Annotated in this window: 15 protein-coding genes and 1 pseudogene; 7 read left to right on the forward strand and 9 right to left on the reverse strand. The window is 55.2% G+C overall.

Going from position 1 to position 15,310, the window contains the following annotated elements; genetic code table 11:
* Window positions 1–374: 374 nt before the first annotated feature.
* Window positions 375–1,421: a class I SAM-dependent methyltransferase gene (locus PFLQ2_RS11720; protein ID WP_003182670.1), complete on the reverse strand. Its 1,047-nt coding sequence runs from the start codon at window positions 1,419–1,421 to the stop codon at window positions 375–377.
* A gap of 464 nt (window positions 1,422–1,885) precedes the next feature.
* Window positions 1,886–2,275, reverse strand: a pseudogene (locus PFLQ2_RS28850) (OprD family outer membrane porin); the annotation flags it as partial.
* 205 nt (window positions 2,276–2,480) lie between these two features.
* Here PFLQ2_RS28850 and PFLQ2_RS27860 point away from each other — a divergent pair.
* From PFLQ2_RS27860 to PFLQ2_RS11705, 4 genes are all read left to right on the forward strand, one after another.
* Entirely contained in the window at window positions 2,481–2,897 is a 417-nt protein-coding gene (locus tag PFLQ2_RS27860; protein WP_033046113.1) for an Ohr family peroxiredoxin, read from the forward strand.
* A gap of 162 nt (window positions 2,898–3,059) precedes the next feature.
* Window positions 3,060–4,493, forward strand: a complete 1,434-nt coding sequence (locus PFLQ2_RS11715) for a catalase (protein WP_003182672.1) — start codon at window positions 3,060–3,062, stop codon at window positions 4,491–4,493.
* A gap of 340 nt (window positions 4,494–4,833) precedes the next feature.
* Entirely contained in the window at window positions 4,834–5,574 is a 741-nt protein-coding gene (locus tag PFLQ2_RS11710; protein WP_003182674.1) for a response regulator, read from the forward strand.
* Window positions 5,571–6,911 (forward strand): sensor histidine kinase, encoded by a 1,341-nt coding sequence (locus PFLQ2_RS11705; protein ID WP_003182676.1) that lies wholly within the window; start codon window positions 5,571–5,573, stop codon window positions 6,909–6,911. The genes PFLQ2_RS11710 and PFLQ2_RS11705 overlap by 4 nt, the downstream gene beginning before the upstream one ends.
* Before the next feature lie 48 nt (window positions 6,912–6,959).
* On the opposite strand, the gene PFLQ2_RS11700 is transcribed toward PFLQ2_RS11705, so the two are convergent.
* On the reverse strand, window positions 6,960–7,775 hold the full coding sequence (locus PFLQ2_RS11700; protein WP_003182678.1) for an AraC family transcriptional regulator: 816 nt from the start codon (window positions 7,773–7,775) through the stop codon (window positions 6,960–6,962).
* A gap of 139 nt (window positions 7,776–7,914) precedes the next feature.
* Between PFLQ2_RS11700 and PFLQ2_RS11695 the strand changes: the two genes are divergently transcribed.
* The gene (locus PFLQ2_RS11695; RefSeq protein ID WP_003182680.1) at window positions 7,915–9,141 is read left to right on the forward strand and encodes a CynX/NimT family MFS transporter; all 1,227 of its coding nucleotides are present in this window, start codon (window positions 7,915–7,917) and stop codon (window positions 9,139–9,141) included.
* Between the two features lie 238 nt (window positions 9,142–9,379).
* On the opposite strand, the gene PFLQ2_RS31010 is transcribed toward PFLQ2_RS11695, so the two are convergent.
* From PFLQ2_RS31010 to PFLQ2_RS11685, 4 genes are all read right to left on the reverse strand, one after another.
* The gene (locus tag PFLQ2_RS31010; RefSeq protein ID WP_371261193.1) at window positions 9,380–9,514 is read right to left on the reverse strand and encodes a DUF2790 domain-containing protein; all 135 of its coding nucleotides are present in this window, start codon (window positions 9,512–9,514) and stop codon (window positions 9,380–9,382) included.
* Between the two features lie 471 nt (window positions 9,515–9,985).
* Window positions 9,986–10,402: an organic hydroperoxide resistance protein gene (locus tag PFLQ2_RS28855; protein ID WP_003182684.1), complete on the reverse strand. Its 417-nt coding sequence runs from the start codon at window positions 10,400–10,402 to the stop codon at window positions 9,986–9,988.
* Window positions 10,403–10,649: 247 nt separating this feature from the next.
* Complete coding sequence (locus PFLQ2_RS11690) at window positions 10,650–11,030, reverse strand: hypothetical protein (RefSeq protein ID WP_003182686.1); 381 nt, start codon at window positions 11,028–11,030, stop codon at window positions 10,650–10,652.
* A gap of 48 nt (window positions 11,031–11,078) precedes the next feature.
* Entirely contained in the window at window positions 11,079–11,342 is a 264-nt protein-coding gene (locus PFLQ2_RS11685; protein WP_003182688.1) for a DUF2790 domain-containing protein, read from the reverse strand.
* Window positions 11,343–12,030: 688 nt separating this feature from the next.
* Between PFLQ2_RS11685 and PFLQ2_RS11680 the strand changes: the two genes are divergently transcribed.
* Together PFLQ2_RS11680 and PFLQ2_RS11675 are read left to right on the forward strand one after the other, a co-directional pair.
* On the forward strand, window positions 12,031–12,420 hold the full coding sequence (locus tag PFLQ2_RS11680; protein ID WP_003182691.1) for a hypothetical protein: 390 nt from the start codon (window positions 12,031–12,033) through the stop codon (window positions 12,418–12,420).
* 42 nt (window positions 12,421–12,462) lie between these two features.
* Window positions 12,463–12,879: an Ohr family peroxiredoxin gene (locus PFLQ2_RS11675; protein ID WP_003182693.1), complete on the forward strand. Its 417-nt coding sequence runs from the start codon at window positions 12,463–12,465 to the stop codon at window positions 12,877–12,879.
* Window positions 12,880–13,002: 123 nt separating this feature from the next.
* On the opposite strand, the gene PFLQ2_RS11670 is transcribed toward PFLQ2_RS11675, so the two are convergent.
* Window positions 13,003–14,421, reverse strand: a complete 1,419-nt coding sequence (locus PFLQ2_RS11670; protein WP_003182694.1) for an aldehyde dehydrogenase family protein — start codon at window positions 14,419–14,421, stop codon at window positions 13,003–13,005.
* 93 nt (window positions 14,422–14,514) lie between these two features.
* A complete protein-coding gene (locus PFLQ2_RS11665) occupies window positions 14,515–15,264 on the reverse strand; it encodes a creatininase family protein (RefSeq protein WP_003182697.1) in 750 nt (249 codons plus the stop codon).
* Between the last annotated feature and the right edge of the window lie 46 nt (window positions 15,265–15,310).

A 15,310-nucleotide genomic window follows, 5' to 3' on the forward strand; every position in this document is an offset into this window, starting at 1 on the left:
GGATGGGGTTGAGGAGAAATTGCACGAACAAAAAAAAGGACCCGAACAGATTGTGTGAAAACTTAGCAAGGGACATCGTGTTCAAGCCGGAGAACATGAAGAAACTTGCCCGGTGCGGCGTGGCGATGCCATTAGAGAACGACAGGCTGCGCACACGGATCTGGAGCCGGGTTAAAAGCGGGCAATGAAACCTGTCGCCGATGAAGCAGGCACCCAGATCATCGGCGACATCTTCCGCGCCTCATGTCAATTCAAAAGCCCGTGGCCAAATGCAGCAGGATCGAGGCGAGCCCCGCTGGCGGACCGTAGCCGATCAAAAGCGCTTCACACTGACCATTTTGAGTAAGCGCGTCTTTAACGAACCTAACAGACGATCACTTACGGGCCTCCAGGATCAGATTGAAGGGTGTTTCTGTCGCACGACGCAGGTGTTTGAACCCAGCCGCGTCGAATACCTCGCGTAACCTCGCCTCGCCTGCCTGGGCTCCCAAGCCCAGCCCCACTTCCTGGGACAGCGAGTTCGGTGTGCAGATGAAAGTGGAAGCAGCATAGAACAGCCGCCCGACAGGGGTGATGTTCTCGTCGAGCGTGTCCTTGGCATAGGGCTCGACCAGCAAAACCGTACCGTCCGCCTTCAGCGAGCGATAGGCATGTTGCGCGGCACCGACCGGATCCCCCATGTCATGCAGGCAATCGAAGTAGCAAATCAGATCGTAATCGTCCCCGGGAAAGTCTTTTGCGGTGCTTTGGGCAAAGCTGACGCGATCATCGACCCCACCCTCCTTGGCACGCTGCGTCGCGGTGGCGATGGATGGTGCGTGATAGTCGAACCCGACAAAGCGCGACGCCGGGAAGGCCTTCGCCATGACGATTGTCGAGGCGCCGTGCCCACAACCGATGTCTGCCACCCGCGCGCCAGCAACGAGCTTTTCCACAACCCCTTCCAGGGCCGGTAACCATTGCGACACCAGAAAGGATTTGTAGCCGGGCCGGAAGAAGCGCTCGGTACCGCTGAACATGCACGGATGGTGATCACCCCAGGGCAGTCCGCCATCACCGCGCATTGCAGCCAGCAGTTTGTCCTTGTCGTGAAACATGGACGCCACCACCATCACCCCGCCGGCTACGTACACCGGTGAATCCTCGATGGCCAATGCCAACGCCTGTTCCTCCGGTAACGTGAATTGTCCGTCGTGGTGTTCCATATAGCCTGAGGCCACGTGCGCACTGAGCCACTCTTGAACCAGCCGCGGATGACAGCCGGTTTTCGAGGCGAGTTGCTGCGGGGTAACCGGTCGGCTATCGGCCATGGCTTTGTACAACCCGAGTTCATCGCCAAGGATCACATTGGCGAGCATGGCGGCGGCGCCCATATCGGACACCAGCTTGCCCATGAACTCGTTGAGTTTTACCTCGTCCATTACATACCCTCCTGCAAGAAGGCCACCGTAGACACGGGTGTAGAGGACCTGAAAACTGTTGCGGTGGTCGGATGGATTAACACGGGGCGCGTTGCCGCGGGCTCGTGCGCAAATGCCGGGTGAAAGCTAGATCTGCCCGCCTGGCTGTCCCCACCAGAAGTAGGTGTGGAATGTTCAGTCTAGTGCTTGGCGAATGCTCAAGTTATCTGACGCGACGCTCGGCGGTAAGGTGTTGAAATGACGGCATCGTGAGCACGCAAGTGTTCCTAACATCCAAGCGAGCCTTGTCATGATTCGAGCAACGGGTTGCTCTCATTCGATAAGCTCGAAAACATCGCTTAAAGATGTGGTACGCCAGGTGGCATTTTTGGCAGTTCCTTTAGACTCGCACTGTTACGGTTAGCGGCTTACGAATGTTCACTGGGTCAGCGTGAGCGCGCCTGCTACCTGCATCAACCAACGACCTAGAAGATCGACACGGGATAGGAAACGATCAAGCGGTTCTCGTTAAAATTATTGGTATTTCCGTAATCCCGGCGCACCGTCGAATTGCGCCAGCGCACGTACAACGATTTGAAACTACCGCTCTGCACTGTGTACCCGACTTCCGTCTCACGACCGGCTTCCTCGCCATGCGTCACACCGCCTGCGTGGGCATGCGTGCCTTTGATGTAGCGATTCATCAAGGTCAGTCCAGGAGCTCCCAGCGCCGCAAAGTCGTAGTCATGCCGTAGTTGCCACGAGCGCTCGCCGGCATTGTCATAGCTCGACCCATAACTGTCGTTTGCGACAGTCGCACCGCTGGCACCCGCCACTCTCTGCCATGCGCTGTCGCCCGTCAGTCGTTGCAACCCTCGCTTCCAACGGGTTGCCCTCCCCTAGTAGTACCCCTATCGCACCTTGGTATCGCATGGAGCATGTATCCGAAACCAAGCCCGATACCATCGTGTAATCGTCCCGCTTTGAATGCTCTGTTCTGATTACTCCTGACTTAGATCCAGACCTAAGTGACAGGGACACTGGAAAAATGCCCATGCGTTCGAAGATCAGGAGACAGAGATGGGGGCCGGAAGAGCGTTGTATACCGTCAGGGTTCACACAAAAGGTTTTCGCGACGGGGGTTACTCTCGCAGTGATGACGGCTGCTTGAACATCAGGCACTCGCTACCGGGTTTCGATAGCAGCGGGACGAACTCGGAACAGCTTTTTGCAGCTAGTTGGTCTGCCTGTTTCGACGCGGCGCTGGGCCTGGCGGCACTGAAGCAGAAGGTGTCACTACCGGTTGACGTCTCTATCGATGCCGAGGTCGATCTTTGCCTCAGTGGAGAGGCGTACTTTCTATGCGCTCGGTTGACCGTCAGCTTGCCGGGACTGGATCGCGAGGTAGCGCACAAACTGATCTACACCGCCCACCAGACATGCCCTTACTCCAAAGCCGTCCGCGGCAATGTCGAGGTTCAGCTCAGTCTCCTCTGAGCTCAGTGCTAATCATTTTCCCCCACTTCAGATACACGCCAAAGAACGTCAGAAGCGCGGAATTACGGGCCATGGCGGCCGTCATGTCTGGTGCCGCGCGTTTTCCCTGACCAGTACATCTTATGCAGGCTTTTCAACAACCATAAAAGCAAGGGTCCGATAATGAAAAAACTGACGACAGCAGCCGGCGCGCCGGTGGGCGATAACAACAACTCTCAAACGGCTGGTCCTAGAGGACCCGTGTTATTGCAGGACGTTTGGCTGCTAGAGAAGTTGGCGCACTTTGACCGTGAGGTTATTCCTGAACGCCGGATGCACGCAAAGGGCTCAGGCGCATTCGGCACTTTCACGGTTACTCACGACATCACCCGCTACACAAAAGCAGACTTATTTTCGAGCATTGGTAAGACCACGGATGTATTCGTCCGATTTTCTACCGTGGCTGGCGAACGTGGAGCCGCCGACGCCGAGCGTGACATTCGCGGGTTTGCCATCAAATTTTATACCGGCCAAGGCAACTGGGATCTGGTGGGCAACAACACACCTGTGTTTTTTCTGCGGGATCCGTTGAAGTTTCCAGACCTCAATCACGCAGTCAAACGTGATCCACGTACAAATATGCGTAGTGCCAGAAACAACTGGGATTTCTGGACACTACTGCCCGAGGCTTTGCATCAGGTCACGATCGTTATGAGCGACCGCGGACTACCGCACTCCTATCGACACATGCACGGATTCGGCAGCCATACGTTCAGTTTCATTAGTCCGGCGAACGAACGTTTTTGGGTGAAGTTCACCTGGAAAACCCAACAAGGCATCAAAAACCTGACTGATCAGCAAGCCTGCGAACTGGTCGGCGATGATCGCGAAAGCGCGCAACGGGATTTGTACACCAGCATTGAGGAAGGTCGCTTTCCCCAATGGAAACTCTACGTTCAAATAATGCCAGAAGCGGAAGCTGGGTCTTATCCGATCAATCCTTTCGATTTGACCAAGGTCTGGCCGCATAAAGATCATCCCCTGATCGAAGTCGGTGTCCTTGAGCTCAACCGCAACCCGGACAACTACTTTGTCGACGTCGAACAAGCCGCCTTCAACCCTGCCAACGTCGTGCCTGGCATCAGCTTTTCACCAGACAAAATGCTTCAGGCTCGATTGTTTTCCTATGGCGATGCGCAACGCTATCGCGTGGGCGTAAATCATCATCAGATTCCGGTAAATGCCCCTCGATGCCCAGTCAACAACTATCACCGGGACGGGCAAATGCGTACCGACGCAAATGCCGGAAGCGCCATCGGATATGAGCCCAACAGCCATGAACAATGGGTGGAGCAACCCGACTTCCGTGAGCCGCCTCTATCACTGCAGGGCAGTGCCTGGCACTGGAACCACAGGGAAGACGAAGATTATTTCACCCAACCTGGCGCCCTATTCCGGCTGATGGACACGGCTCAGAGACAGGCGCTGTTCGATAACACTGCGAGATCGATCCACGGAGCTAGTACACAGGCGAAGCAGCGCCACATCAACCACTGCACGCAAGCTGATCCGGAATATGGATCGGGCGTCGCCCAGGCAATTGAACAACTAGCTTGATCGAGACGCTATCAGCAAGAGCAAAAAGGTTACTCGCGCCATTTGCTCTTGCCCCTCCCGCCAACCCAACATTGAAAATGATTTCAAAGCGATTCAAAAACAGTCCTCCCAAAGGCTCAGCCATCAGAAGCTGTTCCAGGTCACGCGAGGCGGCATGAAGGTCAGAACCTCGTGGCGTAGGATGGCCCCGCTGATTCCACGCGTTCCAGTTCTTTCAGGTGACCGCGTTACTGGGCTTCAGCACTTACACCTTGATGTAATAGACGGCCGCGCACCCAATCGCTAAAAACGTCGCTCGTTAGGAGACATGGCGAAATGCTGAGGATCTATGGTGAGTCAGATGGAACACGTTGATCACATTCTGATAGTCGACGACGATCGCGAGATTCGAGAGCTCGTAGGTAACTACCTAAAAAAGAACGGTTTGCGAACCACAGTCGTGGCGGACGGCCGACAGATGCGCTCCTTTCTTGAGTCTTCCACCGTGGACCTCATCATGATGGATATCATGATGCCAGGGGACGATGGACTGCTCTTATGTCGAGAACTTCGTTCAGGCAAACATAAAAGCACACCGGTCCTGATGCTGACCGCACGCAACGAAGAAACCGACCGCATCATCGGCCTGGAAATGGGAGCTGATGATTATCTGGTTAAACCCTTCGCAGCCCGTGAGCTGCTTGCACGTATCAATGCCGTACTGCGCCGCACGCGCATGCTGCCACCCAATTTGATTGTCAGCGAGGCTAGTCGCCTGCTTGCGTTTGGTAAGTGGCGGTTAGATACCACGGCGCGTCATTTGCTCGATAGCGAGGGGACTATCGTCACCTTAAGCGGCGCGGAATACCGTTTGCTGAGGGTATTTGTCGATCACCCCCAACGCGTCCTGAGCCGCGATCAATTGCTCAATCTGACCCAGGGGCGCGACGCAGATCTCTTCGATCGCTCCATCGATTTGTTGGTAAGCCGTCTGCGTCAACGCTTGCTGGACGACGCCCGCGACCCAGCCTACGTGAAGACCGTGCGCAGCGAAGGGTATGTTTTCACCTATCCGGTGGAAATTCTAGGAGAGCAGTCATGACGCCGCTGCGTTGGCCAAGAACGTTGGCCTCGCGACTGTCGTTGATCTTTCTCGTCAGCCTTGTAGCAGCTCATGGACTGTCTTTTGGGCTGCAGTTTTATGAGCGATACCAAAGCGCGATGACACTGATGCTGGGAAATCTGGAGCAAGACTTGACGACCACTGTGGCAATGCTTGAGCGCCTGCCCGCTGCTGAACGTCAAGACTGGCTACCGCGCTTTGAGCATCCCAACTATCGCTATCAACTGGACGAGGGCCAACCTGGTACGCCGATGAACATGGCCTCCGCCCCGGCGTCTGTTCGCTCCATGCAAGCGACACTGGGGCAAGATCACGACCTTAGCTTTACTGATATTTCTGACCTGCGTCCGCATTATCAAGCGCACCTACGCCTGAGCGACGGAAGCCCGCTGACGATTGATGTTCGGCCTAAAATATCCCCACTATCGCCATGGCTACCGTTGCTGTTAATCGTGCAACTGTTGCTACTATTCGGCTGTACCTGGTTTGCGGTACGAACTGCAATACGCCCCCTGACTCGTCTATCAAAGGCAGTCGATACTCTTGATCCGAACGGGGGAGGAACTCGTCTTGATGAGGCAGGCCCTATAGAAGTGGCCTACGCAGCGGTTGCCTTTAATACCTTGCAGGAACGCATCGCGACTCATATAAAAGAGCGCATGCAACTATTGGCTGCCATTTCTCACGATTTGCAGACCCCCATCACGCGTATGAAACTGCGCGCCGAGTTCATGGAAGACTCCGTAGAGAAGTACAAACTCAGTAAGGACCTGAGCGAGATGCAGCATCTGGTTCAGGAAGGGGTGGCATACGCGCGCAGCATGGATGGTTCAACTGAGACCAGCCGCCGGCTCGATCTGCACTCGTTCCTCGACAGCCTGGTATTCGATTATCTGGATACTGGAAAAAGTGTCGTTCTAAACGCGAAAATCGGCACCGTTATCGATACACGGCCGCATGCACTGCGACGAGTGCTAGTGAATCTTGTGGACAATGCGCTAAAGTTTGGCACAGAGGTCCAAATCACCGTTGAGCCTCAAACGGACAAACGCTTGGAGATCAAGATTCTGGATCGTGGTCCAGGAATTCCCGAGGACCAATTGCCAGAAGTGATTAAACCGTTCTATCGCGTGGAAAGCTCGCGCAACCGTGCTACGGGCGGTACAGGACTGGGACTAGCAATTTCCCAACAACTTACGCTAAAACTTCAAGGTACTTTAATACTGTACAACCGTGAAGGTGGCGGGCTGTGCGCTCAATTGACACTACCCAGTAGCTTGTCTGATTCTTCGAGGATGAGTAGCACCGTCGGATAAGGCGGTGCCATTCACTGCTGCGCCAGCCGATTGGCTGCATCGACTATTTTATTCGCGAATCAAAAACGCCCGCGGGGACTCTCCCATCGCACGGCGAAACATTGCGCTAAACGCACTTGCACTAATATAGCCCAGATCCCGGGCAATCAACCCGATTGACTCCCCTTTCTCGAGCCGGTTCAAGGCGCTGGCCAATCGCACCTGTTGCACCCAATGGCGGAAAGTCAGGCCTGTTTCCTTGAGAAACAGGCGGATTAACGTGCGCGAACTGGCACCCACTTTGTCCGCCCAATAGTCTACGTTTCGAGCTTGCCCTGGAGTGTCGAGAATAGCGTTGCACACCACCAACAGCCGGCGGTCTACCGGCCACGGTATCTGAAGCGGCAATGTTCGTGCAGACTCCAGTTCACTAAGAATCAGAGCTACGACGTGAATATTGCGGCCCTCGAGTGAATATTCGATGGGTTCATTGGCCAGCACCAGTATCAGTTCACGCAATAGCAGAGAAACGTCCACGACTCGGCAGCTGTCTCCATAACTTGCGGCGACGTCGGCTTCTATGTAGATGGAACGCATCTTGACCGGGCTGAGCATCAATTGGTCATGTTCTTCTCCGGCGGGTATCCACAGAGCCCGTTTAGGCGGGAGAAACCACATGCCACCGCGGGTCGCAACACGCATGACACCGCTGATGGCATACAACAACTGGCCATGGCGATGTGTATGCGGGGGATTGTATTCCCCGGCCATTTGGTTGCGAGCCAATGCCGTCATCAGCCGCGGTACGTCCTGATAGTCTAGGTAATCCTCACTGCGTCCGTTCAATTCTTCGGCTTTGCTGACAATCCGTCCCTTTTGCTTCATCGATCACACTCACCCATTAGGTTGCAATGCCGAAGTCTCTGACATTGTCACTTTGAAGACATAAGCTGGCACTTGCCGACTCTTTGATATCGCTACGATCGCCCTTAATCAAATTTCCGAAAATAAGGGTACGTAGAAAATGGCCCCCATCAACACTTTTCCAAATGCATCCGACAAACATAGCGCACCTGCAGTCATCGGTTTATTGGTTCTTTCCATTGCATTACGTCCGGCGATTGTTTCTATTGGCCCCATCTTGCTGCTTATTCAAAACCAATATGGTTTGACCTTTACCCAAGCGGCGTTGCTGACTTCCATTCCCGATGTCTGCATGGGCACCTTCGCCTTAGTCGCACCCAATTTAAGTCGGCGCTTTGGTAGCGACCGTTGCGTAATTGCAGCGCTGGTTTTGCTTGGAGCAGCCTGCTTGGTGCGGGCAATATCTCCGGATGCCGTTTTTCTATTGCTCAGTACATTTCTGGTCAGTATCGGAATCGCAATTGCTGGTGCTCTCATCGGTGGTTGGATAAAAGCTCACTTTCCACATCGGCCAGCATTCTTCATGGGTATCTATGCCGCCGGCCTTAGCGTAGGAGCAACTCTTTCTGCGTTATTCACTGCACCCATTACTGAGTTCGCTCAAAGCTGGCGGGTGGGTGCCGGGATCTGGAGCTTACTGTGCGTCACAGCTGTAATAAGCTGGTTGTGGATGGCCCGACGGTTCGCAACTTCCGCACCGAAGGTCAACACCGTTGATAACCGGTCGCCCGTGACCGGGATGCCGTGGAGCAATCCTCAAGCGTGGCTCATAGCGTTGTATTTCGGCTCAAGTCAATTCGTGGTCTATGCCCTCTTCGCCTGGTTAGCACCCGCATCTACCGAAGTCGCTCTAACCGCCCTGCCCGCCGGAGTGTTGCTTGGGCTATTTACAGCGGTGTTTGCAATCGCAAGTGTCGGTGCTGGCCTGATCCCTGGAAGGCCCCATGACCGTCGTGGTCTTTTGGGAATCACCACCGTACTTGCACTCATTGGTACGGCGGGCATGGCGTTTGCTCCAGATACTTCGCCGATTCTTTACGTATTGCTTGTAGCAACCGGTCTAGGCATGTCCTTCACAGTTGGGATGACGTTGCCACTGGACAATTCCAAAACGTCTGCAGAAGCCGGGGCTTGGACCGTCTTCATGCTTTTCGTAGGCTACCTGATTGCAGCGTTGGGCCCCGTCTGCTTCGGCGCGCTGCGTGACTATACCGGAAGCTACGACCTTGCTTATGACATGCTGTTTGCGGTACTTCTTTTTATGCTGTGCCTGACGCCAATTCTGAAGCCGGCATCCGAAACGGGATTACGGGTGCCAGCGACCTGACATCGCAACGGTTTTATGCCGACGCATACATTGTATCAACTCAATAACCTACGCCACCCGCACTTGCAACGGTGCCAGCTGCACACTTTGGGAAACCACAATGACGGTCTTCTTGTCAGGCCAGCGGGTGGTGGAAATACGATTGCTCAATGGGGCTGGCGTGGCCGCAGACGAACCTGAAAAAGAGCCGGTGTGTCAACGGCTCTTCTAAAGGCGCCATCGGCGGGGGACATGTACATCAGTTGTTCTGGCCGCACCCTTGATCGACGGTGAGATAATCTAGCACCTTAGACTTGCCAGCGGAGTCTAAATAAGCCATCCGTGCGTTAACGACACCGCAACCGGATGAAGTTGCTTCGCTGACCGAAACCACTTAGGCAATGTCCAAGTGATCATAGTACATGTAGGCCTGCGGAGTTACATTCTCCTGGGCATTAGCTGCGACGGCGCCGAGGCTAACGATGGCAAACAGTGAAGCGATGCTGAGATTCTTGCAGTTCATGACGACATCTCCAGTTATTAAATGATTGATCCAGCAAGACAGCTTGTGCTGCTGCGATGGGTGCCATTTAACGCCGCTAAGGTAACCCGTGTGTGTCACCAACCTCCGCAAATAAACCAGTTCGTATCGGGAGGGTCTCAGATACATAAAATTACGATTTCAATTCATCCAAACAGGACTATTTAACCGAAGGATAGGTCGGCCTAATGTTGCGTAAAATGTAATGAAACAAGCGGGTTATTGAGCACTCAACTTCCCTTCACTCAAAAGCAGAAACAAACACACAACTACCTGAAGACCTCAGGCAGTCATGCGTATACTTGTGATTTCGTCAGGGTGCGTTCAGACGAGATTCAGAACGACGTCTATATTTCCGCGAACAGCTTTCGAATAAGGACAAGTCTGATGCGCGGTATCGATCAGGCGCAGGGCTGTATCACGCTCTATCCCCGGCAGGCTAACGTTAAGTCGAGCACGCAGAAAATAGGCATCACCTTCCAGGCAAAGATCGACTTCGGCATCAATGGCGACGTCGGCCGGAAGTTCGACTTTAAACTTGCGCGCCGCAAGCCCCAGCGCTCCGTCAAAGCATGCCGACCAGCCAGCCGCGAAGAGTTGTTCGGGGTTGGTACCATTGCCTTTGAAACCCGGTAGCGAATGGCGAATATCCAACTTTCCGTCGTCGCTTCGTGAAGTGCCCCCATCGCGAGCTCCTGTGGTGTGTACTTTAGCGGTATAGAGGATTTTCTTGGATGTCATATTGAAGCTCCTTATTTTATGGGAAGACGCCTGCCAAGTGCGTTGGTGAATCAGAGCAGACCCTTGGCAACCTCTCGATTGCACGAAGGTATCGTTCACCGCCAAGCCTGCTTATTGCGGCCGTAGTCGCTCGCGGCAGTTCTGTCATTTCACTGAGTTGATCGGATGTGATTTTGGTTGAGAAGGGCCCCTTGTAGGAGTTGGCAAGCAACTCCTACAAGGGGTGGTGGTGTTTATGAGACATCACTCAAACCGTCTGGTTATCCACCAACTGACCTTGCGGCGTGCGGCTAGAACCATCAGCCGCTACCAACTGCCCCTGCGGCGTACGGCTCGAACCATCGGCAGCTACCAACTGACCTTGCGGCGTACGGCTCGAACCATCGGCAGCTACCAACTGACCTTGCGGCGTACGGCTCGAACCATCGGCAGCTACCAACTGACCTTGCGGCGTACGGCTCGAGCCGTCCTGTACCAGGATGTCACCACCGCCCAGCGCGTTCACAGGGGCCAACTGGAAGCATGTGCTGCTGCCGCAGGAGCTTTGTTCAACAGCGGCGTTAGCATGAGCGGCGGCACCAGCCAGGGCGAAAGCAGCGGCGGTCAAAAAGCGAGTCACGTTGTTCATGATTTTTCTCCTGTATCAAAGGGGATTGGCAATCGGTAAGTGGAGGGCTCAGTTGTCACCAATGCAGCTGTCAGCGAACTTGCGGTAGTCCAGGACCTGCGTTTTGCTCTGGGAATCCAAGTAGGTCATCTGGGCATTCACAACCCCGCAGGTGGGTGCGGCGTCGTGTGTCAGCGACACCACTTTCTTGATGTCCAGGTGGGTGCCGTAGGTGTAGGTCTCAGGCGAGACGCCTGCTTCGGCGCGGGCGGACAACGTGCAGATGTTCAGGGCGGCAAACAGGCAAGCGGCGTAGATTGCTTTAGTGTTCATGGTGATCTCCTCAAGGCTTCAATGGCTAAATCGTTCTATTGAGCCGAGGCGGTCGGGTTTGCCTCGATGGAGCCTATTAGAAGCCTCAGAGGTATCTGGTCTGTGTCGAAAACAGGGGTGTTCAAATCGATTCGTATCAGAGCCGCCTGGAAATACACATCGATACAAACCTCAAGGGATTTGCGGCGCTCAACCAGTTCGCCACGGCTGCCACACCCTAAAAATCATTATTGACTGATCATTCCAATATATTTATGGCTTTGCCATGGATGTGCCAAACCCCAAGCGCCTTGGAGTCGAAGGAGCCGGCCGGGTAAGGCGGCAACATGTTGCCGCTGCATCTGACTTTTTTGCCGTTCAGCTTCATGGCGTCCACATACAAAAAGGTGCGCACTCCTAACGTCCCATCGTCTAAACCGAGTCCGATTATCTATAAGCGGAAAAAGCGTTGACGCTTTTGTGAAGAGTGCGTTGGGATGATAAGTGGCATAGCAGATGCGATGTTGTTGCCCCCCACCCTCACACCTATGGCCACCCAGCGTTTCTACTATTAAGCGCTAACACCGCATAACTGGTAAGTCTCACCCTGTGACGTCATGCTCGAGCTGCAGCACTCAAACTTTGGCAACCTCCTATTCCCCGGTTGGTTGCTTGATCAGTTGAACAGATGACGTAGAGGGATCCGATCATGGCCGAAGGTTATCGCGTGAGTTGCCTTAGCACAGCTGAGCGGCTTGGGAACGACGAATTGCACGCCTTAATGGCGGGTGTCGTCAGGCGTGACAGGCGTGAGTCACAACAACTCTTTGCGGCAGTGACACCCTTACTCATCGCCTTCTATGAAGGCCAAGTGCAGGCCGGGCGAATCAAGCGTGGAGCCACAGCGGGCCTGGTTCAGGAAGCTTTCAAGGCGCTCTACCTTGGACAGCCAGGTTATGACCCGACCCTACCGTTCCGGGCGTGGGTTCTCGATATCGCACGATCAACTCTACTGGGTAACGCGGGCTCAGAAGCCGTTTTCGACGCTCTTGCAGGTGTGGCGGTGCGCAACTGCCAGCAAGCCATGCAAGTCACGTGATTCGATCTATCGACGCCGCGTTATCAACGCTAGGAAGTACTCATGATCAATATCGAAAAAACCCTCTATACCGGTCATACCTACACAACAGGAGGTCGAGAGGGCACCGGCCGCAGCCATGATGGACGACTTGACCTCAAGCTTTCTCCACCCGGCGCGCCCGGAATAGGCACCAACCCGGAGCAATTGTTCGCAGTCTGCTGGTCAGCCTGCTTTCTCGGTTCTCTGCGCCATGCCTGCAATGCTCGTAGGATCGCCTTTCCAGTGATGGCCGGTGTCGATGCCCAAGTCGACCTGATCCATGGCGAACAGGGTTTTACTCTGCAGGCCCGACTGGTCGTATCGTTGCCTGACATCGAGTCGGACATCGCTTTGCAACTTATTGAAGCGGCAAACCAGAACTGCCCCTACTCAAAAGCCACGCGCGCCAACATCCCTGTGAGCATCACACTCGCCTGATTTTCCGCTCTATGCTCAACACCTTCAGCAGAAGCAGAAGCAAAGGAAACCGCCTGCTTCTGCCTCGCAATCATTGGCTATTCACAACACCAGACGCGAACACGATATCCCGCCAAACCCAGGCTAATCCGACACAATACTTTTGGCCTCAAGAAACGATTCCAGCCCAAAGGCGCCGAACTCCCGGCCGACACCTGACTGTTTGACCCCGCCGAACGGTGCAAGCAGTTCTGGCGCGACTCTGTTGATCAACACCGAACCGGCCTGTAGCCGGACCGCGAGGCTTCGGGCGCGTTCCGGCTGCCGAGAAAACACATAGGCCTGCAAGCCGTAGACACTGGCGTTGGCAATATCGATCGCCTGTTCTTGCGAGTCATATGCAATGATCGACAGCACCGGGCCGAAAATCTCCTCTTGAGCAATGTCCATGTCACTGCTGACGTCGGCAAAGACCGTGGGCCTTACGAAATAGCCCTTGTCCAGGCCGATCGGCCTGCCCTCCCCGCCGGCAATCAGCGTCGCGCCTTGTGCCTGCCCGCGGCGGATGAAACCTTGTACGCGGTCGAATTGCGCCTGACTGACCAGAGGCCCGATAACGGTGGCAGGATCCTGCGGACTGCCGACGACCATCGCCCCGACCAGGCTTTTTACACGGTCGATGATGTCCTCGGCGTGCTTGCGTGGCACCAGCAGGCGCGTGCCGGCAACACATGCCTGTCCGTTATTCATGAAGGCAGCATTCAGTGCAAGAGGCATGGCCGCGTCTAGATCGGCGTCATCAAGGACGATGGAGGCCGACTTCCCCGTAAGCGACAAGCTCACTCGCTTCATGGTTTCTATACCGGCGCGAGCAATGAGTTTACCGGTGGCGGTGGACCCCGTGAATGAAACTTTCGCGACGTGTGGGCTGGTGCTGATTTCGTCACCGACATCACCGCCTCGCCCCAATAGAATATTGAAAACCCCTTTGGGCAAATCTGCGCGATGCAACGCCTGGGCGAGCACATCGGTTTGCAAGGGACTCAACTCGCTCGGTTTGATGACCGAGGCACAGCCGGCCGCAATGGCCGATGCCAGTTTGCTGCATATTGTCCCAGCGGTGCTGTTCCAGGGCGCAATCAGCGCCGCCACGCCGACCGGCTCCATCACCACGGTCGCGTCGCCCATCGAACGAATCAGGTCGTAGTTTTTCAACGCCTGCGCCGCATTGGCAAATGACTGCGAAGCGTAGCGACTGACCCATTGCGCTCGCGCGAACGGCGCACCGTATTCTTCGATGGCGGTATCACGAATTTCATCCGTGCTCGCCAGCACGGCAACCTGCAACTGCTCAAGCATCTCGATACGCTCGGCCTTGGAGGTGCGGCCCATCTCGATTTGAGCACGCGAAGCCGCCGCGATGGCGCACCTGGCATCTTCACGGTTGGCCAAGGTGACCGTACCGATGACCGTCTCGGTCGCCGGGTTGATGCATTGCACCGTTTCATTCCCCTGAACGGGAACGAATGCTCCATCAATGTAACTATGATTGATTTTCCACATCTTGGCGTACCTGATCGATTGCGGTTTACCCGCGATGAGCACCAACGCCCGGTATGCCCAGGCGTTGGCCAGGTCGGATAAAACTCCCGCGGATCAGCCTGGCATCGGCTCGCGGCTGAAGGCTTGCACCTCCTGCACCAGGCCTTGTGCTGCCATCATCACCAGCTGCCGGCCTTTTTCCGGTGACGCTTGCGCCGGGTCCGATCCCATGCGGCCATCCGGATGACGGGCGCGGAAATCGGCTGCCTCTCGAATCGGCCCCCAATTGGCGATCTGTGGCGAGTAGTCAGCCGATTTGATGGCGTGCGGATAGGCCCACTGGGTCACGGCAATTTCCGAAGGCGTTGCATGAATGCCGTGTCCTGTCGGGAACTGGTCCTTCGCCAAATCATTGATACCTTCCAGATCCCACCAGTTGCACAGCTTCAAGGCAAAACCCGCAGGGCGACGCGCGAAACTCGCCTCGGCATACAATTCCGAAAACGCCGCTTCGATCGATGCGATGTTGCCGCCATGGCCATTGAGAAAGAAGATTTTTTCGAAGCCGTGGGCAACCAGCGAGCGAGTCCAGTCACCGATGGCGGCGATGAATGTCGAAGGCCTGAGCGAGATCGTTCCCGGGAAACCGAGATGATGCTGGGCCATGCCGATGTTGAAGGTCGGGGCAATCAGAATGTCCGCTGACTCCTGCGCCTGATGGGCGATGATTTCGGGGCACATCCAGTCCGTCCCTAGCAGTCCGGTAGGCCCGTGCTGCTCGTTGGAACCGATCGGGATGACGACAGTACGGCTGCGCTCGAGAAATTTTGCGATTTCGGCCCAGGTCGATAGATGTAAAAGCATCTGCGTTCTCTCTTTGGAAGGGTTCCTTGCGGAACACGATGGGTGT

The organism is Pseudomonas fluorescens Q2-87 (assembly GCF_000281895.1).
GTDB classification, from domain to species: domain Bacteria; phylum Pseudomonadota; class Gammaproteobacteria; order Pseudomonadales; family Pseudomonadaceae; genus Aquipseudomonas; species Aquipseudomonas fluorescens_S.